At 53.4% G+C, this 18,850-nt stretch carries 17 protein-coding genes; all 17 read left to right on the top strand.

Going from position 1 to position 18,850, the window contains the following annotated elements:
• Positions 1–374: 374 nt before the first annotated feature.
• Entirely contained in the window at positions 375–2,264 is a 1,890-nt protein-coding gene (gene mnmG / locus AC2CGP_RS07080) for a tRNA uridine-5-carboxymethylaminomethyl(34) synthesis enzyme MnmG (RefSeq protein WP_015369000.1), read from the top strand.
• Between the two features lie 113 nt (positions 2,265–2,377).
• Entirely contained in the window at positions 2,378–3,001 is a 624-nt protein-coding gene (rsmG, locus tag AC2CGP_RS07085) for a 16S rRNA (guanine(527)-N(7))-methyltransferase RsmG (RefSeq protein WP_015369001.1), read from the top strand.
• Positions 3,002–3,617: 616 nt separating this feature from the next.
• Complete coding sequence (atpI, locus tag AC2CGP_RS07090; RefSeq protein WP_015703918.1) at positions 3,618–3,998, top strand: F0F1 ATP synthase subunit I; 381 nt, start codon at positions 3,618–3,620, stop codon at positions 3,996–3,998.
• 8 nt (positions 3,999–4,006) lie between these two features.
• Complete coding sequence (atpB, locus tag AC2CGP_RS07095) at positions 4,007–4,822, top strand: F0F1 ATP synthase subunit A (protein ID WP_015369004.1); 816 nt, start codon at positions 4,007–4,009, stop codon at positions 4,820–4,822.
• A gap of 48 nt (positions 4,823–4,870) precedes the next feature.
• On the top strand, positions 4,871–5,110 hold the full coding sequence (gene atpE / locus AC2CGP_RS07100; RefSeq protein WP_000429386.1) for a F0F1 ATP synthase subunit C: 240 nt from the start codon (positions 4,871–4,873) through the stop codon (positions 5,108–5,110).
• A gap of 54 nt (positions 5,111–5,164) precedes the next feature.
• On the top strand, positions 5,165–5,635 hold the full coding sequence (atpF, locus tag AC2CGP_RS07105; protein ID WP_004107293.1) for a F0F1 ATP synthase subunit B: 471 nt from the start codon (positions 5,165–5,167) through the stop codon (positions 5,633–5,635).
• Between the two features lie 14 nt (positions 5,636–5,649).
• Positions 5,650–6,183, top strand: a complete 534-nt coding sequence (atpH, locus tag AC2CGP_RS07110; RefSeq protein ID WP_015369005.1) for a F0F1 ATP synthase subunit delta — start codon at positions 5,650–5,652, stop codon at positions 6,181–6,183.
• A gap of 12 nt (positions 6,184–6,195) precedes the next feature.
• Positions 6,196–7,737 (top strand): F0F1 ATP synthase subunit alpha, encoded by a 1,542-nt coding sequence (gene atpA, locus AC2CGP_RS07115; protein ID WP_015369006.1) that lies wholly within the window; start codon positions 6,196–6,198, stop codon positions 7,735–7,737.
• A 50-nt stretch (positions 7,738–7,787) separates the two neighbouring features.
• On the top strand, positions 7,788–8,651 hold the full coding sequence (gene atpG / locus AC2CGP_RS07120; RefSeq protein WP_015369007.1) for a F0F1 ATP synthase subunit gamma: 864 nt from the start codon (positions 7,788–7,790) through the stop codon (positions 8,649–8,651).
• A 26-nt stretch (positions 8,652–8,677) separates the two neighbouring features.
• Positions 8,678–10,060 (top strand): F0F1 ATP synthase subunit beta, encoded by a 1,383-nt coding sequence (gene atpD / locus AC2CGP_RS07125; protein WP_015369008.1) that lies wholly within the window; start codon positions 8,678–8,680, stop codon positions 10,058–10,060.
• 20 nt (positions 10,061–10,080) lie between these two features.
• Positions 10,081–10,500 carry a F0F1 ATP synthase subunit epsilon gene (locus tag AC2CGP_RS07130; protein WP_015703917.1) on the top strand — a complete coding sequence of 140 codons (420 nt, stop codon included), beginning with the start codon at positions 10,081–10,083 and terminating at the stop codon, positions 10,498–10,500.
• A gap of 703 nt (positions 10,501–11,203) precedes the next feature.
• Positions 11,204–12,574, top strand: coding sequence for a bifunctional UDP-N-acetylglucosamine diphosphorylase/glucosamine-1-phosphate N-acetyltransferase GlmU (gene glmU, locus AC2CGP_RS07135; protein WP_015369010.1), 1,371 nt, complete (start codon positions 11,204–11,206; stop codon positions 12,572–12,574).
• A gap of 185 nt (positions 12,575–12,759) precedes the next feature.
• The gene (glmS, locus tag AC2CGP_RS07140; protein WP_015703916.1) at positions 12,760–14,589 is read left to right on the top strand and encodes a glutamine--fructose-6-phosphate transaminase (isomerizing); all 1,830 of its coding nucleotides are present in this window, start codon (positions 12,760–12,762) and stop codon (positions 14,587–14,589) included.
• Between the two features lie 411 nt (positions 14,590–15,000).
• Positions 15,001–16,041, top strand: coding sequence for a phosphate ABC transporter substrate-binding protein PstS (gene pstS, locus AC2CGP_RS07145; protein ID WP_015369012.1), 1,041 nt, complete (start codon positions 15,001–15,003; stop codon positions 16,039–16,041).
• A gap of 125 nt (positions 16,042–16,166) precedes the next feature.
• A complete protein-coding gene (gene pstC, locus AC2CGP_RS07150) occupies positions 16,167–17,126 on the top strand; it encodes a phosphate ABC transporter permease PstC (protein ID WP_015703914.1) in 960 nt (319 codons plus the stop codon).
• A complete protein-coding gene (gene pstA / locus AC2CGP_RS07155; protein WP_015369014.1) occupies positions 17,126–18,016 on the top strand; it encodes a phosphate ABC transporter permease PstA in 891 nt (296 codons plus the stop codon). The genes pstC and pstA overlap by 1 nt, the downstream gene beginning before the upstream one ends.
• Positions 18,017–18,062: 46 nt before the next feature.
• Positions 18,063–18,836 carry a phosphate ABC transporter ATP-binding protein PstB gene (gene pstB / locus AC2CGP_RS07160; RefSeq protein ID WP_015369015.1) on the top strand — a complete coding sequence of 258 codons (774 nt, stop codon included), beginning with the start codon at positions 18,063–18,065 and terminating at the stop codon, positions 18,834–18,836.
• Positions 18,837–18,850: the final 14 nt, after the last annotated feature.

Below are 18,850 nucleotides of genomic sequence, written 5' to 3' on the forward strand. Positions count from 1 at the left end.
AGATCCGCAGCTTCTTCTGTGGATAACCCTGCTCAAAAGCTTGGATCAACCGGTAGTTATCCAAAGAATAACCGGAGTATGCTTTTTGAGCTGTGCATAACCCTTCATTCTGATCCCAGCTTATACGGAACAGGATCACCGATCATTCACAGATTGTGATCCTTCTTAAGCGTTTGATCTTAAATCGTGGATCCGACTTATCCACATAGAGAGTCGATCCTAATAAGAGATCACAATAGAACAGATCTCTAAATAAAAGATCTTCTTTTTAATACTCAGGATCCCGGCCCCTTTCTCGAAAGAGCAAAGTTGAGTAGAATCCACGGCCCGGGCTTCAATCCATTTTCAAACCGCGTTATGCGAGGCAGATCACCATGTTTTATCAGGATCCTTTTGACGTCATCATCATTGGCGGGGGTCATGCAGGCACTGAGGCCGCGATGGCAGCAGCGCGAATGGGCCAACAAACCCTGCTTTTGACACACAATATCGACACGCTGGGGCAGATGAGCTGCAACCCGGCGATTGGCGGCATTGGGAAGGGACACCTGGTAAAAGAAGTGGACGCGCTCGGTGGTCTGATGGCGAAAGCGATCGATCAGGCAGGTATTCAGTTTAGGATACTAAACGGTAGCAAAGGCCCAGCTGTCCGCGCTACCCGCGCCCAGGCCGACCGCGTGCTGTATCGCCAGGCGGTACGCACCGCGCTGGAGAACCAGCCGAACCTGATGATCTTCCAGCAGGCGGTAGAAGATCTGATTGTCGAAAACGATCGTGTCGTCGGCGCGGTGACCCAAATGGGCCTCAAGTTCCGCGCTAAGTCGGTGGTACTAACCGTCGGCACCTTCCTGGATGGCAAAATCCACATTGGGCTGGACAACTACAGCGGCGGTCGCGCTGGCGATCCGCCGTCGATCCCACTGTCTCGCCGTCTGCGTGAACTGCCGCTGCGCGTAAGCCGCCTGAAAACGGGTACTCCGCCGCGTATTGACGCACGCACCATCGATTTTAGCGTGCTGGCGCAACAGCACGGCGATAATCCGATGCCGGTCTTCTCGTTTATGGGATCCGCGGATCAACATCCGCGCCAGGTACCGTGCTATATCACGCACACCAACGAGAAAACCCATGATGTGATCCGCAGCAACCTCGATCGCAGCCCAATGTACGCCGGGGTGATTGAAGGTATCGGCCCACGTTACTGCCCGTCGATCGAAGACAAAGTCATGCGCTTTGCCGATCGCAACCAGCATCAGATCTTCCTTGAACCAGAAGGGCTGACTTCAAACGAAATTTATCCAAACGGTATCTCCACCAGCCTGCCGTTTGATGTGCAAATGCAAATCGTCCGCTCAATGCAGGGGATGGAAAACGCGAAGATCGTTCGCCCTGGCTATGCCATTGAGTACGATTTCTTTGACCCGCGTGACCTGAAGCCGACGCTGGAGAGCAAATACATTCAGGGTCTGTTCTTCGCCGGCCAGATTAACGGCACTACCGGCTATGAAGAAGCCGCCGCGCAGGGTTTGCTTGCCGGTCTTAATGCCGCCCGCTTCTCAGCGGAAAAAGAGGGTTGGGCGCCGCGTCGCGATCAGGCCTACCTTGGCGTGTTGGTGGACGATCTGTGCACACTTGGCACCAAGGAACCGTACCGCATGTTTACCTCCCGTGCGGAATATCGCTTGATGCTGCGTGAAGACAACGCCGATCTGCGCCTGACCGAACAGGGGCGTGAGCTGGGGCTGGTGGACGATGAGCGCTGGGCGCGTTTCAACGAGAAACTGGAAAGCATTGAGCGTGAACGCCAACGCCTGAAAACCAGCTGGGTCAACCCGCTGGCGGAAAGCGCTGCCGAAGTGAACGCTCACCTGACCGCACCGCTATCGCGTGAAGCCAGCGGCGAAGATCTGCTGCGTCGTCCGGAAATGACCTACGAACAGCTGGTTCAGCTTTCTCCGTTCGCGCCGGGCCTGCAGGATCAACAGGCGGCAGAGCAGGTTGAGATTCAGGTTAAGTACGAAGGCTATATCGCTCGTCAGCAGGACGAAATCGAAAAGCAGCAGCGCAACGAGAATACTTTGCTGCCGGCAACGCTCGATTACCGTCAGGTATCCGGCCTGTCCAACGAGGTTATTGCCAAGCTGAACGACCATAAACCGTCATCGATCGGCCAGGCATCGCGTATTTCCGGGATTACCCCGGCGGCAATTTCTATTTTGCTGGTGTGGCTGAAAAAGCAGGGGATGCTGCGCCGCAGCGCCTGATAATCGTCAGAGCGCGTTAATTTGGCGGATGCAAAATCAGCGTTCGCCTTTATAATTCACAGCCCGGTAAGCGTTAGCGCCTCCGGGCTCATTATTTTTAGAAGGTACTCACCGTGCTCAACAAACTTTCTCGTCTACTGGATGAAGCGGGTATTTCGCTCACCGATCACCAGAAAAACCAGCTGGTGGCGTATGTCGGGCTGCTGGATAAGTGGAACAAAGCCTATAACCTGACCTCTGTTCGCGATCCTAACGAGATGCTGGTTCGCCATATCCTCGATAGCATTATCGTTGCGCCATATCTACAGGGCTCCCGCTTTATCGATGTGGGAACCGGCCCGGGCCTGCCGGGTATTCCGCTGGCTATCGTGCGCCCGGAATCTCATTTCACATTACTGGATAGCCTTGGCAAGCGTGTGCGCTTCCTGCGCCAGGTCCAGCATGAGCTAAAACTGGATAACATCACCCCCGTGCAGAGCCGTGTGGAAGCGTTTCCCGCCGAGCCGCCGTTTGATGGCGTCATTAGCCGCGCTTTTGCTTCGCTGAACGACATGGTGAGCTGGTGCCACCACCTGCCGGCGGCAGATGGGCATTTCTACGCGTTGAAAGGGCAGGCGCAGGAAAGTGAAATGGCAGACCTGCCAGAAGGTTACCAGGTTTGCGACGTGATTAAACTGCATGTACCCCAGTTGGAAGGGGAGAGACATTTGGTGGTCATTAAGCCAAACGCCTTATAATTTTTATCAAAAAATGTGGAAAAAATGTGGCCTGCGCATGTTACAAAAATCAAAGTTACCTGCGGGTATTATCTGGCCACTTTTAACCTTGTTTTTACTATGGCTTTTCTAGTGTTTAACTTTAGCGTGGTGGTTTACTGGCAGAATAGTCAACTTTGAAAATATCAGGGTGCTAAAAATCGATGAACTGTCAGTTCATATTGATGTTAAATTTTTATTATAAATGTCAATAAAAGGTTTTTATTGTATGTGGGGTTGTTTTACAAAAAGACCTCACTTTTTATCTTGAATATCAAAAAGATGAAAACTTACTGATTCTGTACAGATTTAATTCGATTGCGCCGAAAATGTTTATTATGTGATCTGATGCACGCTTTAATGGCCGCGTTTTCTCATTATTTGCACTTCTGGTTGATCCCTCACTGATTGACGAAATGCATGAAAAATTGCCGCTCAGAAAATAATTAAACATTTATTCACTATTTTGCTACTTAATGTTTGAAATCACGTGTTGTCACCGTATAATTTGTCCGCTTTTTGACGCTTGACTCTTGGTCTTAAAGAACGTTTTATACGACACGCGGCATACCTCGAAGGGAGCAGGAGTAAAAACGTGATGTCTATGTCGCTCGTGAGTCGAAACGTTGCTCGAAAGCTTCTGTTTATTCAGTTACTGGCAGTAATAGCAAGTGGACTGCTGTTCAGCCTCAAAGACCCCTTCTGGGGCATCTCCGCCATATGCGGAGGTTTGGCAGTTGTTTTGCCAAACGCGTTGTTTATGATTTTTGCCTGGCGCCATCAGGCGCATACACCAGCACAAGGCCGAGTGGCCTGGACCTTCGCCTTCGGTGAAGCATTCAAGGTGTTGCTGACCTTCGCCCTACTGGCGATGGCGCTGGCGGTTTTTGAAGTGGTATTTTTGCCGCTGATAGTGACGTGGGTTTTGGTGCTGGTGGTACAAATTCTGGCTCCAGCTGTAATTAACAACAAAGGGTAAAAGGCATCATGGCTTCAGAAAATATGACGCCGCAGGATTACATAGGACACCATCTGAATAACCTTCAGTTGGACCTACGTACATTCTCGCTGGTGGATCCGCACAACCCCCCAGCCACCTTCTGGACGCTCAATATTGACTCCATGTTTTTCTCGGTGGTTCTCGGTCTGCTGTTCCTTGCCATGTTCCGTAGCGTTGCTAAGAGAGCGACCAGCGGCGTACCAGGGAAATTCCAAACCTTCATCGAAATGATCATCGGCTTCGTCCATGGCAGCGTCAAAGACATGTACCATGGCAAGAGCAAGGTCATCGCGCCGCTGGCGCTTACCGTGTTCGTCTGGGTATTCCTGATGAACCTGATGGACCTGCTGCCAATCGACCTGATTCCTTATATCGGCGAACACATTTTCGGCCTGCCTGCACTGCGCGTGGTTCCGTCTGCTGACGTGAACATCACCCTGTCAATGGCGCTTGGCGTGTTCATCCTGATTATTTTCTACAGCATCAAAATGAAAGGCGTTGGTGGGTTCGTTAAAGAACTGACCATGCAGCCGTTCAATCACTGGGCGTTCATTCCTGTCAACTTAATCCTTGAAGGGGTAAGCCTGCTGTCCAAACCGGTTTCTCTCGGTCTGCGACTGTTCGGCAACATGTATGCCGGTGAGCTGATTTTCATTCTGATTGCTGGTCTGTTGCCGTGGTGGTCACAGTGGATTCTGAATGTGCCTTGGGCCATTTTCCACATCCTGATTATTACGCTGCAAGCCTTCATCTTCATGGTTCTGACGATTGTCTATCTGTCGATGGCATCCGAAGAGCATTGATTTTTACCAACACTACTACGTTTTAACTGAAACAAACTGGAGACTGTCATGGAAAACCTGAATATGGATCTGCTGTACATGGCTGCCGCTGTGATGATGGGTCTGGCGGCAATCGGTGCTGCGATCGGTATCGGCATCCTCGGGGGTAAATTCCTGGAAGGCGCAGCGCGTCAACCGGATCTGATTCCTCTGCTGCGTACTCAGTTCTTTATCGTTATGGGTCTGGTGGATGCTATCCCGATGATCGCTGTAGGTCTGGGTCTGTACGTGATGTTTGCTGTCGCGTAGTAAGTTGTTCGAAAGAAACCTAAGCCACAGAGTTAATTTAAGAGGTATTGTGCTGTGAACATGAACGCAACAATCCTCGGCCAGGCCATCGCGTTTGTTATCTTCGTATGGTTCTGCATGAAGTACGTATGGCCGCCGTTAATGGCTGCCATCGAAAAGCGCCAGAAAGAAATTTCTGACGGTTTAGCTTCTGCAGAACGCGCTAAGAAAGATTTGGACCTTGCACAGGCCAACGCGACCGACCAGCTGAAAAAAGCGAAAGCGGAAGCCCAGGTAATCATCGAGCAAGCGAACAAGCGTCGCTCTCAGATTCTGGACGAAGCTAAAGCTGAAGCAGAACAGGAACGCACCAAAATCGTCGCACAGGCGCAGGCTGAAATCGATGCCGAACGTAAACGTGCTCGCGAAGAACTGCGTAAGCAGGTTGCTATCCTGGCTGTTGCTGGCGCCGAGAAGATCATCGAACGTTCCGTGGATGAAGCTGCTAACAGCGACATCGTGGATAAACTTGTCGCTGAACTGTAAGGAGGGAGGGGCTGATGTCTGAATTTGTAACGGTAGCTCGCCCCTACGCCAAAGCAGCTTTTGACTTTGCCGTCGAACACAAAAGTGTTGAGCGCTGGCAGGATATGCTGGCGTTTGCCGCTGAAGTGACTAAAAACGAACAAATGGCAGAGCTTCTCTCCGGTGCCCTGGCGCCGGAAACGCTCTCAGATGCGTTTATCGCTATCTGCGGCGAGCAACTTGACGAAAACGGTCAGAACCTGATTCGGGTGATGGCTGAAAATGGTCGTCTGAAGGTGCTCCCGGATGTTCTTGAGCAGTTCATTCACCTGCGTGCGGCCAGCGAGGCCATCGCAGAGGTAGATGTTATTTCTGCCAACCAACTGAGTGAAGAACAGCTTGCGAAGATCTCCGGCGCGATGGAAAAGCGTCTGTCACGCAAAGTTAAGCTGAATTGCAAAATCGATAAGTCTGTTATGGCAGGAGTTATCATCCGCTCGGGTGATATGGTCATTGATGGTAGCGTACGCGGCCGTCTTGATCGCCTGGCAGACGTCTTGCAGTCTTAAGGGGACTGGAGCATGCAACTGAATTCCACCGAAATCAGCGAACTGATCAAGCAGCGCATTGCTCAGTTCAATGTTGTGAGTGAAGCTCACAACGAAGGTACTATTGTTTCTGTAAGTGACGGTGTTATCCGCATCCACGGCCTGGCCGATTGTATGCAGGGTGAAATGATCTCCCTGCCGGGTAACCGTTACGCTATCGCACTGAACCTGGAGCGCGACTCCGTTGGTGCGGTTGTGATGGGTCCGTATGCTGACCTCGCCGAAGGCATGAAGGTTAAGTGTACTGGCCGTATTCTGGAAGTTCCGGTCGGTCGTGGTCTGTTAGGCCGCGTAGTGAACACCCTGGGTGCGCCAATTGACGGTAAAGGTCCTGTTGAGCACGATGGTTTCTCGCCAATCGAAGTTATCGCTCCGGGCGTTATCGATCGTCAATCCGTAGACCAGCCGGTACAGACCGGTTACAAATCTGTTGATGCCATGATTCCAATCGGCCGTGGCCAGCGTGAGCTGATCATCGGTGACCGTCAGACCGGTAAAACCGCGATGGCAATCGATGCGATCATCAACCAGCGTGATTCCGGCATCAAATGCGTATACGTAGCTATCGGCCAGAAAGCGTCCACCATCTCTAACGTGGTGCGTAAACTGGAAGAGCACGGCGCGCTGTCCAACACTATCGTTGTTGTGGCGACCGCTTCTGAATCTGCTGCGCTGCAATACCTGGCGCCGTATGCCGGTTGCGCAATGGGCGAATACTTCCGCGACCGCGGTGAAGATGCGCTGATCGTTTACGATGACCTGTCTAAACAGGCTGTTGCTTACCGTCAGGTTTCCCTGCTGCTCCGTCGTCCGCCAGGACGTGAAGCATTCCCGGGCGACGTGTTCTACCTCCACTCCCGTCTGCTGGAGCGCGCATCCCGCGTTAACGCGGAATACGTTGAGAAGTTCACCAATGGTGAAGTTAAAGGTAAAACCGGCTCCCTGACTGCGCTGCCGATTATCGAGACGCAAGCGGGTGACGTTTCCGCATTCGTTCCGACCAACGTAATTTCCATTACCGATGGTCAGATCTTCCTGGAAACCAACCTGTTCAACTCCGGTATTCGCCCGGCGGTTAACCCGGGTATCTCCGTATCCCGTGTTGGTGGTGCTGCTCAGACCAAGATCATCAAGAAACTGTCCGGTGGTATCCGTACCGCGCTGGCGCAGTATCGTGAACTGGCTGCGTTCTCTCAGTTCGCATCCGATCTGGACGAAGCGACTCGTAAGCAGCTGAGCCACGGTCAGAAAGTGACCGAACTGCTGAAACAGAAACAGTATGCCCCTATGTCTGTAGCACAGCAGGGCCTGGTACTGTTCGCTGCTGAACGCGGTTACCTCGAAGATGTGGAACTGGCGAAAATCGGTAGCTTCGAAGCCGCTCTGCTGGCTTACGTTGACCGTGACCACGCTCCGCTGATGCAAGAGATTAACCAGACCGGTGGCTATAACGACGAGATCGAAGGCAAGCTGAAAGGCATCCTCGACTCCTTCAAAGCAACCCAGTCCTGGTAAAGTCTGGCGGCTTGCCTTAGGGCAGGCCGCAAGGCATTGAGGAGAAGCTCATGGCCGGCGCAAAAGAGATACGTAGTAAGATCGCAAGCGTCCAGAACACGCAAAAGATCACCAAAGCGATGGAGATGGTCGCCGCCTCCAAAATGCGTAAAACGCAGGATCGCATGGCGGCCAGCCGTCCATATGCAGATACTATGCGCAAAGTGATTGGTCACCTTGCGAACGGTAATCTGGAATATAAGCACCCATACCTGGAAGAACGCGACGTTAAACGCGTGGGCTACCTGGTGGTGTCGACCGACCGTGGTCTGTGCGGTGGCTTGAACATTAACCTGTTCAAAAAACTGCTGGCGGATATGAAAGCATGGTCCGATAAAGGCGTTCAGTGCGACCTCGCAATGATCGGCTCTAAAGGCGTGTCTTTCTTTAACTCCGTGGGCGGCAATATTGTGGCCCAGGTGACCGGTATGGGTGATAACCCGTCCCTGTCCGAACTGATCGGCCCGGTAAAAGTGATGTTGCAGGCCTACGATGAAGGCCGTCTGGACAAGCTTTACGTTGTCAGCAACAAATTTATTAACACCATGTCTCAGGCTCCGACCATCACTCAGCTGCTGCCGTTACCGGCTTCAGAAGATGATGATCTGAAACGTAAGTCCTGGGATTACCTGTATGAGCCCGATCCGAAAGCGCTGCTGGATACCCTCCTGCGTCGTTATGTGGAGTCTCAGGTTTATCAGGGCGTGGTAGAAAACCTGGCCAGCGAGCAGGCCGCCCGTATGGTGGCGATGAAAGCCGCGACCGATAATGGCGGCAGCCTGATTAAAGAGCTGCAGTTGGTATACAACAAAGCTCGTCAGGCCAGCATTACTCAGGAACTCACCGAGATCGTCTCGGGGGCCGCCGCGGTTTAACCAGGTTATTTCGTAGAGGATTTAAGATGGCTACTGGAAAGATTGTCCAGGTAATCGGCGCCGTGGTCGACGTCGAGTTCCCTCAGGATGCCGTACCACGCGTGTACGATGCCCTTGAGGTACAGAATGGTAATGAGAGCCTGGTGCTGGAAGTTCAGCAGCAGCTCGGCGGTGGCGTAGTTCGTGCTATCGCCATGGGTTCTTCCGACGGTCTGCGTCGTGGTCTGGAAGTTAAAGACCTTGAGCACCCGATCGAAGTCCCGGTAGGTAAAGCGACTCTGGGCCGTATCATGAACGTCCTGGGTCAGCCGATCGATATGAAAGGCGACATCGGCGAAGAAGAACGTTGGGCTATCCACCGCGCGGCGCCTTCCTATGAAGAGCTGTCCAGCTCTCAGGAACTGCTGGAAACCGGCATCAAAGTTATCGACTTGATGTGTCCGTTCGCTAAGGGCGGTAAAGTTGGTCTGTTCGGTGGTGCGGGTGTAGGTAAAACCGTAAACATGATGGAGCTGATTCGTAACATCGCGATCGAGCACTCCGGTTACTCCGTGTTTGCGGGCGTTGGTGAGCGTACTCGTGAGGGTAACGACTTCTACCACGAAATGACCGATTCCAACGTTCTGGATAAAGTATCCCTGGTTTACGGCCAGATGAACGAGCCGCCGGGAAACCGTCTGCGCGTTGCGCTGACCGGCCTGACCATGGCTGAGAAATTCCGTGACGAAGGTCGTGACGTTCTGCTGTTCGTCGATAACATCTATCGTTACACCCTGGCCGGTACTGAAGTATCTGCACTGCTGGGCCGTATGCCTTCAGCGGTAGGTTATCAGCCGACTCTGGCGGAAGAGATGGGCGTTCTGCAGGAACGTATCACCTCCACCAAAACCGGTTCTATCACCTCCGTTCAGGCGGTATACGTACCTGCGGATGACTTGACTGACCCATCCCCAGCAACCACCTTTGCGCACCTTGACGCAACCGTGGTACTGAGCCGTCAGATCGCGTCTCTGGGTATCTACCCGGCCGTTGACCCGCTGGATTCCACCAGCCGTCAGCTGGATCCGCTGGTTGTTGGTCAGGAACACTACGACACCGCGCGTGGCGTACAGTCCCTGCTGCAGCGTTATCAGGAACTGAAAGACATCATCGCCATCCTGGGTATGGATGAACTGTCTGAAGAAGATAAACTGGTGGTAGCTCGCGCTCGTAAGATCCAGCGCTTCCTGTCCCAGCCGTTCTTCGTAGCAGAAGTATTTACCGGTTCCCCGGGCAAATACGTTTCGCTGAAAGACACCATCCGTGGCTTTAAAGGCATCATGGAAGGCGAATACGATCACCTGCCGGAGCAGGCGTTCTACATGGTCGGTTCCATCGAAGAAGCCGTGGAAAAAGCCAAAAAACTTTAACGCCTTAATCGGAGGGTGATATGGCAATGACTTACCACCTGGATGTCGTCAGCGCAGAGAAACAGATGTTCTCTGGCCTGGTCGAGAAAATCCAGGTAACGGGTAGCGAAGGTGAGCTGGGTATTTTCCCGGGTCACGCGCCGCTGCTCACCGCCATTAAGCCTGGTATGATTCGCATCGTTAAACAGTTCGGTCACGAAGAGTTTATCTATCTGTCCGGCGGCATTCTTGAAGTGCAACCGGGCAACGTGATCGTTCTGGCCGATACGGCAATTCGTGGTCAGGATCTCGACGAAGCGCGAGCCCTGGAAGCGAAACGTAAAGCGGAAGAGCACATCAAGAGCTCTCACGGCGACGTGGATTACGCTCAGGCGTCCGCGGAACTGGCCAAAGCGATCGCTAAACTGCGCGTTATCGAATTGACCAAAAAAGCGATGTAACACCGGCTTGAAAGCTAAAAGCCAGTCTGGAAACAGACTGGCTTTTTTTATGCTTAATACGACAGCGGTGACGTCGGACAAAACACACTCCCCCTTAATTGTTATTGATTAGTTAAATGATGAAGCGTAGACTGATTTTTGTGATGCAAATCACAAAAAACACTATCAAACCGCACCTGCAATCTGGAAATCATCATGAAACTGTTCCACAAAATCATCGCCAAATTTAGCGCCCTGAGCTTCTGATCGCCGCGCTACCGTCCTGCTTTCACGCACTATCGCTCATCAAAACGACAACACATGCGATGTGAAACAACGGAAAAGAGGTCACCCGAGGGTGGCCTCTTTGCTTTTTATGCCTCTCTTTAACCACTTTCCAGCCCAAACTCATTGACCTTTCCCGCCCGGGACAGGCTAAAATTCTGTCAGGTTATAAACTTACGGTTTATCAGCGACAACGGTAAACACTGCTTTATTCAGGTGACAAAAAAACAGCAAAAGCAGTGAGATAGAAGGCCTTTCCCCTCACTATCATCGTTTTTCAGCGTTAAACTGTTTTACGATGGTTAAAAATAGCGCCCTAAAATGGTGTATAGCATTGAGCCTGGACGTTTTCTCCGCGTCTCGTTTCATGATGAAAAATATGTAGCAATTTCAACGTGAAAGGCTTTTACTTTTCGTTCTAACAGCTGTCAGGATGCGTATGTCAAACAGTGCGATGAGCGTGGTTATCCTTGCCGCAGGCAAAGGGACCCGCATGTATTCCGATCTTCCTAAGGTGCTGCATACTCTGGCCGGGAAGCCAATGGTGCAACACGTCATTGATGCGGCTAAAGATTTAGGCGCTGCCGCGGTACACCTGGTGTACGGCCACGGCGGCGATCTGCTGCGTCAAACGCTGCATGAAGATAACCTCAACTGGGTGCTGCAAGCAGAGCAGCTCGGTACCGGCCATGCGATGCAGCAGGCGGCGCCGTTCTTCAATGATGATGAAGATATCTTGATGCTCTATGGCGATGTGCCGCTGATTTCGGTTGAAACGCTACAGCGCCTGCGCGCCGCAAAACCGCAGGGCGGTATCGGCCTGTTGACGGTGAAGCTGGATGATCCAACCGGTTATGGGCGCATCACGCGTGAAAATGGCCAGGTGACAGGTATCGTTGAGCATAAAGACGCCAGCGAAGCTCAGCGCCAGATTCAGGAAATCAATACCGGGATTCTGGTTGCTAACGGCGCGGACCTGAAACGCTGGCTGGCGAAGCTCACTAACAATAACGCCCAGGGCGAATACTACATCACCGATATTATCGCGATGGCCCATCAGGAAGGTCATGAGATCGTTGCGGTGCATCCTCAGCGCCTGAGCGAAGTTGAAGGGGTGAACAATCGCCTGCAACTTGCGCGTCTGGAAAGAGTGTATCAGTCAGAGCAGGCGGAAAAACTGCTGTTGGCGGGCGTGATGCTGCGCGATCCGGCGCGTTTCGATCTGCGCGGCGTGCTGAAACACGGGCGCGATGTCGAAATTGATACTAACGTTATTCTGCAAGGTCATGTCGTGCTGGGCGATCGCGTGAAGATCGGCGCCGGCTGCGTCATCAAAGACAGCGTCATCGGTGATGACTGCGAAATCAGCCCGTATAGCGTGGTTGAAGATGCGCAGCTGCAGGCCGCCTGCACCATCGGCCCGTTTGCGCGTCTGCGTCCGGGGGCTGAGCTGTTGGAAGGCGCTCACGTCGGCAACTTTGTCGAAATGAAGAAAGCGCGTCTGGGCAAAGGTTCGAAGGCAGGACACCTCTCCTACCTCGGCGATGCTGAAATTGGCGACAACGTTAATATCGGCGCGGGTACTATCACCTGTAACTATGATGGCGCAAATAAGCATAAAACGATCATCGGCGATGATGTGTTTGTCGGTTCTGATACGCAACTGGTCGCGCCGGTCAGCGTCGGTAATGGCGTGACGATTGCCGCGGGCACCACCGTCACGCGTAATATAGCTGACAACGAACTGGTGCTAAGTCGCGTGCCGCAGGTCCACAAACAGGGCTGGCAGCGACCGGTGAAGAAAAAGTAGTGATTAGATTGTCGCCGGGTGAGAGATCGCCCGGCAAACCAGGATGAGAGGATCAATATAGGTCCCCGTCCGCAGGCAGTACCATAAAAATAACCCCACTCTCTACAAGGCTCGGGGCGCCCGTAAAGGGCAAATACAGGTCAGCGACAACGCATGGCATATCGCCATTATCAGGAAATTTAACTATGTGTGGAATTGTTGGCGCAGTCGCGCAGCGTGATATTGCTGAAATCCTTCTCGAAGGTTTACGTCGTCTGGAATACCGTGGCTATGACTCTGCCGGTCTGGCTGTGGTCGATAACGAAGGTCATATGACCCGCGTTCGTCGTCTCGGTAAAGTTCAGATGCTGGCTCAGGCGGTAGAAGAGCAACCGTTACACGGCGGTACCGGGATTGCCCATACCCGCTGGGCGACGCACGGCGAGCCGTCTGAGAGCAATGCGCATCCGCATGTTTCTGAACATATTGCGGTGGTCCATAACGGGATCATCGAGAACCATGAGCCGCTGCGCGCCCTGCTGCAGTCTCGCGGCTATGTCTTCGTCTCTGAGACCGATACCGAAGTTATCGCGCATCTGGTGCACTGGGAGCTGGAACAGGGCGGTACCTTGCGTGAAGCCGTACTGCGTGCAATCCCGCAGCTGCGCGGCGCCTATGGTACGGTGATCATGGATACCCGCGATCCGGGGACGCTGCTGGCGGCACGCTCAGGCAGCCCGCTGGTCATTGGCCTGGGCATGGGCGAAAACTTTATCGCTTCTGACCAGCTGGCGCTGCTACCGGTGACCCGCCGCTTTATCTTCCTCGAAGAGGGTGATATTGCCGAAGTTACCCGTCGTACGGTGGTGATTTTCGATAAATCCGGCGCGGAAGTGAATCGCCAGGAGATCGAATCTAATCTGCAGTATGACGCCGGTGATAAGGGGATTTATCGCCACTATATGCAGAAAGAGATTTATGAGCAGCCGAACGCGATTAAGAACACCCTGACCGGGCGCATCAGCCATGGCGAGGTCGATCTCAGCGAGCTGGGGCCGAATGCCAACGCGCTGCTGTCGCAGGTTGAGCATATCCAGATTGTTGCCTGCGGAACCTCGTATAACTCCGGGATGGTCTCCCGTTACTGGTTCGAAGCGTTAGCCGGCGTGCCGTGCGATGTCGAGATTGCTTCGGAATTCCGCTACCGCAAATCCGCGGTGCGCCGCAACAGCCTGATGATCACCCTCTCCCAGTCCGGTGAGACGGCGGATACTCTGGCGGCGCTGCGCCTCTCTAAAGAGCTTGGCTATCTGGGTTCGTTGGCCATCTGCAACGTTCCGGGCTCTTCGCTGGTGCGCGAGTCTGACCTGGCGTTGATGACCAAAGCCGGTACCGAAATCGGCGTGGCATCGACCAAAGCCTTTACCACTCAGCTGACCGTGCTGTTGATGCTGGTGGCGAAGCTGGCGCGTCTCAAGGGCCAGGATGCGGCTATCGAGCAGGATATCGTGCATGGCCTGCAGGCGCTGCCGAACCGTATCGAGCAGATGCTGTCGCAGGATAAGCGCATCGAACAGCTGGCGGAACGTTTCTCCGATAAGCATCACGCGCTGTTCCTTGGCCGCGGCGATCAGTACCCGATCGCGCTGGAAGGGGCGCTGAAGCTGAAAGAGATCTCCTACATTCATGCTGAAGCTTATGCGGCGGGCGAGCTGAAACACGGCCCGCTGGCGCTGATTGATGCCGAAATGCCGGTCATCGTTGTGGCGCCGAACAACGAACTGTTGGAAAAACTAAAATCCAATATTGAAGAAGTTCGCGCCCGCGGCGGTGAACTGTACGTCTTCGCCGATGGAGACGCCGGTTTCAGCGGCAGCGACAACATGCACATCATCGAGATGCCACATGTCGAAGAGGTGATTGCGCCGATCTTCTACACCGTGCCGCTGCAGCTGCTGGCTTATCACGTTGCGCTGATCAAAGGCACCGACGTTGACCAGCCGCGTAACCTGGCGAAATCGGTGACCGTAGAGTAATCAGGCTGTACGGACCGACACTCTTGTGAGTGACGCTATAATCCGGTATTTCTGCAAGGGATACCGGATTTTTTTATCAGCTATCAGCGGTTGATTGTGTGTTTGCGGATAGCGTTACCGCCATTGCTTATAAAAAACCATCTTTTTAGGAGTGAGTTGCCCAACATCTCAACGTTGCCAGATGATTTTACGCTATCCATAATCATGTAATAAAAGCCAAATCTTCCTGTCATATGACCAAAAGATAAAATCGTAATTCATTGATATAATTTATTTTATTTTGGCTTGTCTTACATTGCCCTGGCATGTCATAAAACTGTCATAATTCGTACATTTTACTGTCACCTGTTTGTCCTATTTTGCTCACCATAGCTTCGAAACAACGGTTTACGAATCCCAGCAGGAGACATTATGAACGTTATGCGTACCACCGTCGCAACAGTTGTCGCCGCGACCTTATCGATGAGCGCTTTCTCTGCTTTCGCAGCAGCAAGCCTGACTGGCGCAGGTGCAACTTTCCCTGCTCCGGTGTATGCCAAATGGGCTGATACCTATCAGAAAGAAACGGGCAATAAAGTTAACTACCAGGGTATCGGTTCCTCTGGCGGCGTTAAACAGATTATTGCCAACACCGTGGATTTCGGTGCTTCTGATGCTCCTCTGGCTGATGACAAACTGGCGCAGGAAGGCCTGTTCCAGTTCCCGACCGTTATCGGCGGCGTGGTGCTGGCGGTTAACCTGCCGGGCGTTAAATCCGGCGAGCTGGTGCTCGATGGTAAAACCCTCGGCGACATCTATCTGGGCAAAATCAAAAAATGGGATGACGAAGCGATCGCTAAACTCAACCCTGGCCTGAAGCTGCCGGCTCAGAACATCGCCGTGGTTCGCCGTGCGGATGGTTCCGGTACTTCCTTCGTCTTCACCAGCTATCTGGCGAAAGTGAACGAAGAGTGGAAATCTAAAATTGGCGCAGGCTCTACCGTAAACTGGCCAACCGGCCTGGGCGGTAAAGGCAACGACGGTATCGCAGCCTTCGTTCAGCGTCTGCCGGGCGCTATCGGCTACGTCGAGTATGCTTACGCTAAGCAGAATAACCTGGCCTACACCAAACTGCTGTCCGCTGACGGCAAACCGGTCAGCCCGACGGAAGATAACTTCGCTAATGCGGCGAAAGGTATCGACTGGAGCAAGTCCTTCGCTCAGGACCTGACTAACCAGAAAGGTGAAAATGCATGGCCGATCACCTCAACCACTTTCATCCTCGTCCACAAGGCTTCCAATAAGCCGGAGAATACCGCGGAAGTGCTGAAGTTCTTCGACTGGGCATACAAAAACGGCGGCAAAGAAGCGAATGCGCTGGATTACGCCAGTCTGCCGGACAGCGTGGTTGAGCAGGTTCGCGCCGCATGGAAAACCAACGTGAAAGACAGCAGCGGTAAAGCGCTGTACTAATACCCGCGGAATGTCGAGCTGCCGGCTAGCTTCCAGCAGCTCGAATTATTTCGGGTATAGCATTACCTTTGCCCGTAAGCTCAGTAAAATGCTGGCTTTTTGGGCCCGAACTTAAAGAGTAACCTATGGCTGCAACCAAGCCGGCATTCAACCCTCCGGGGAAAAAGGGTGACATGATCTTCAGCGCGCTGGTGAAACTGGCTGCGCTGATTGTGCTATTGATGCTGGGTGGCATCATCGTTTCCCTCATCATCTCTTCATGGCCAAGTATTCAGAAATTTGGCTTTTCCTTTTTGTGGACCAAAGAGTGGGATGCGCCGAATGAAATCTTCGGTGCGCTGGTACCGATTTACGGGACTCTGGTTACCTCAATTATCGCGTTGTTGATCGCCGTTCCGGTGAGCTTCGGCATCGCGCTGTTCCTGACTGAACTCTCCCCGGCCTGGCTAAAACGCCCGCTGGGTATCGCTATTGAGCTGCTGGCGGCAATCCCGAGTATCGTATACGGCATGTGGGGCCTGTTTATTTTTGCCCCGCTGTTTGCGACTTACTTCCAGGAACCAGTCGGCAACGTCCTTTCGACGATCCCGTTTGTCGGCGCGCTGTTTGCCGGCCCGGCGTTCGGTATCGGCATCCTGGCGGCCGGCGTCATTCTGGCCATCATGATCATTCCTTATATCGCCGCCGTAATGCGTGACGTCTTCGAGCAGACGCCGGTGATGATGAAAGAGTCCGCATATGGGATCGGCTGCACCACGTGGGAGGTAATTTGGCGCATCGTGCTGCCGTTCACCAAAAACGGGGTGATTGGCGGCGTCATGCTCGGCCTGGGCCGCGCGCTGGGTGAAACCATGGCCGTCACCTTTATTATCGGTAACACCTATCAGCTCGACAGCGCTTCACTGTATATGCCGGGCAACAGTATTACCTCGGCGCTGGCCAATGAATTCGCGGAAGCGGAAAGCGGCCTGCACGTAGCGGCGCTGATGGAACTGGGTCTGATCCTGTTCGTTATCACCTTTATCGTTCTGGCCGCGTCGAAGTTCATGATTATGCGTCTCGCTAAGAACGAGGGGGCACGCTAATGGCAACGATCGAATTGCAAACCACCGCCGCGCTGGCAGAATCCCGTCGCAAGATGCAGGCTAAGCGCCGCCTGAAGAACCGTATCGCTCTGACCCTGTCGATGGCGACCATGGCGTTTGGCCTCTTCTGGCTTATCTGGATCCTGATGTCGACCATTACGCGTGGCATCGACGGCATGAGTCTGGCGCTGTTTACCGAAATGACGCCGCCGCCGAATACCGCGGGCGGCGGTCTGGCGAACGCCCTGGCGGGCAGCGGCCTGCTGATCCTGTGGGCGACCGTTTTTGGTACGCCGCTTGGCATCATGGCCGGTATCTATCTGGCGGAGTACGGCAGAAAGTCGGTACTGGCGGAAATCATCCGCTTTATTAACGATATTCTGCTTTCCGCGCCATCTATCGTCGTGGGGCTGTTCGTCTACACCATCGTGGTGGCGCAGATGCAGCACTTCTCCGGCTGGGCGGGCGTTATCGCGCTGGCGCTGCTGCAGGTGCCAATCGTGATTCGTACCACTGAAAACATGCTGAAGCTGGTGCCGGATAGCCTGCGTGAAGCAGCCTATGCGCTGGGGACGCCGAAATGGAAGATGATTTCCGCGATCACCCTTAAGGCGTCGGTATCCGGCATTATGACCGGTATCCTGCTGGCCATTGCCCGTATCGCCGGGGAGACGGCGCCGCTGCTGTTCACCGCGCTCTCCAACCAGTTCTGGAGCACCGATATGATGCAGCCGATCGCCAACCTGCCGGTGACCATTTTTAAATTTGCCATGAGTCCGTTCGCGGAATGGCAGCAACTGGCATGGGCCGGGGTATTGATTATCACCCTGTGCGTCTTGCTGCTGAATATTCTGGCGCGCGTTGTCTTCGCGAAGAAGAAACACGGTTAATTTTTGCGGCGCGGCCTAAGCGGCGCCGAATGAGGAAGAGATTGAGATGAGTATGGTGAACGCGAATCCGGGTAAAATTTCAGTTCGTGACCTGAACTTCTACTACGGCAAATTCCATGCCCTGAAGAACATCAACCTGGATATCGCTAAGAACCAGGTGACGGCGTTTATCGGCCCGTCAGGCTGCGGTAAATCCACTCTGCTGCGTACGTTCAACAAGATGTTTGAGCTGTACCCGGAGCAGCGTGCGGAAGGCGAAATTCTGCTGGATGGCGACAATATTCTCACCAATACCCAGGATATCGCGCTGCTGCGCGCGAAGGTGGGGATGGTATTCCAGAAGCCGACGCCGTTTCCGATGTCCATCTACGACAACATCGCCTTCGGCGTGCGCCTGTTCGAGAAGCTGTCGCGCGCCGATATGGACGAGCGCGTGCAGTGGGCGTTGACCAAAGCCGCATTATGGAATGAAACCAAAGATAAACTGCACCAGAGCGGGTATTCTCTCTCCGGTGGTCAGCAGCAGCGTCTGTGTATCGCCCGCGGTATCGCGATTCGCCCGGAAGTGCTGCTGCTCGATGAACCTTGCTCAGCGCTGGACCCGATCTCCACCGGGCGCATCGAGGAGCTTATCACCGAGTTGAAGCAGGATTACACCGTCGTTATCGTTACCCACAACATGCAGCAGGCTGCGCGTTGTTCCGACCATACGGCATTTATGTATCTTGGCGAGCTGATTGAATTCAGCAACACGGACGATCTGTTTACCAAGCCCGCTAAGAAGCAAACTGAAGATTATATTACTGGCCGCTACGGTTGATTGCCCTTCTGCTT

The sequence above is a fragment of the Klebsiella sp. SYXHC3 genome, from assembly GCF_057196925.1.

Bases quoted from the DNA above. Each gene is read 5' to 3' on its own strand.
- mnmG (WP_015369000.1), top strand. From the start codon at position 375: ATGTTTTATCAGGATCCTTTTGACGTCATCATCATTGGCGGGGGTCAT.
- atpI (WP_015703918.1), top strand. From the start codon at position 3,618: ATGTCTATGTCGCTCGTGAGTCGAAACGTTGCTCGAAAGCTTCTGTTT.
- atpB (WP_015369004.1), top strand. From the start codon at position 4,007: ATGGCTTCAGAAAATATGACGCCGCAGGATTACATAGGACACCATCTG.
- atpE (WP_000429386.1), top strand. From the start codon at position 4,871: ATGGAAAACCTGAATATGGATCTGCTGTACATGGCTGCCGCTGTGATG.
- atpH (WP_015369005.1), top strand. From the start codon at position 5,650: ATGTCTGAATTTGTAACGGTAGCTCGCCCCTACGCCAAAGCAGCTTTT.
- atpA (WP_015369006.1), top strand. From the start codon at position 6,196: ATGCAACTGAATTCCACCGAAATCAGCGAACTGATCAAGCAGCGCATT.
- atpG (WP_015369007.1), top strand. From the start codon at position 7,788: ATGGCCGGCGCAAAAGAGATACGTAGTAAGATCGCAAGCGTCCAGAAC.
- atpD (WP_015369008.1), top strand. From the start codon at position 8,678: ATGGCTACTGGAAAGATTGTCCAGGTAATCGGCGCCGTGGTCGACGTC.
- AC2CGP_RS07130 (WP_015703917.1), top strand. From the start codon at position 10,081: ATGGCAATGACTTACCACCTGGATGTCGTCAGCGCAGAGAAACAGATG.
- glmU (WP_015369010.1), top strand. From the start codon at position 11,204: ATGTCAAACAGTGCGATGAGCGTGGTTATCCTTGCCGCAGGCAAAGGG.
- glmS (WP_015703916.1), top strand. From the start codon at position 12,760: ATGTGTGGAATTGTTGGCGCAGTCGCGCAGCGTGATATTGCTGAAATC.
- pstS (WP_015369012.1), top strand. From the start codon at position 15,001: ATGAACGTTATGCGTACCACCGTCGCAACAGTTGTCGCCGCGACCTTA.
- pstC (WP_015703914.1), top strand. From the start codon at position 16,167: ATGGCTGCAACCAAGCCGGCATTCAACCCTCCGGGGAAAAAGGGTGAC.
- pstA (WP_015369014.1), top strand. From the start codon at position 17,126: ATGGCAACGATCGAATTGCAAACCACCGCCGCGCTGGCAGAATCCCGT.
- pstB (WP_015369015.1), top strand. From the start codon at position 18,063: ATGAGTATGGTGAACGCGAATCCGGGTAAAATTTCAGTTCGTGACCTG.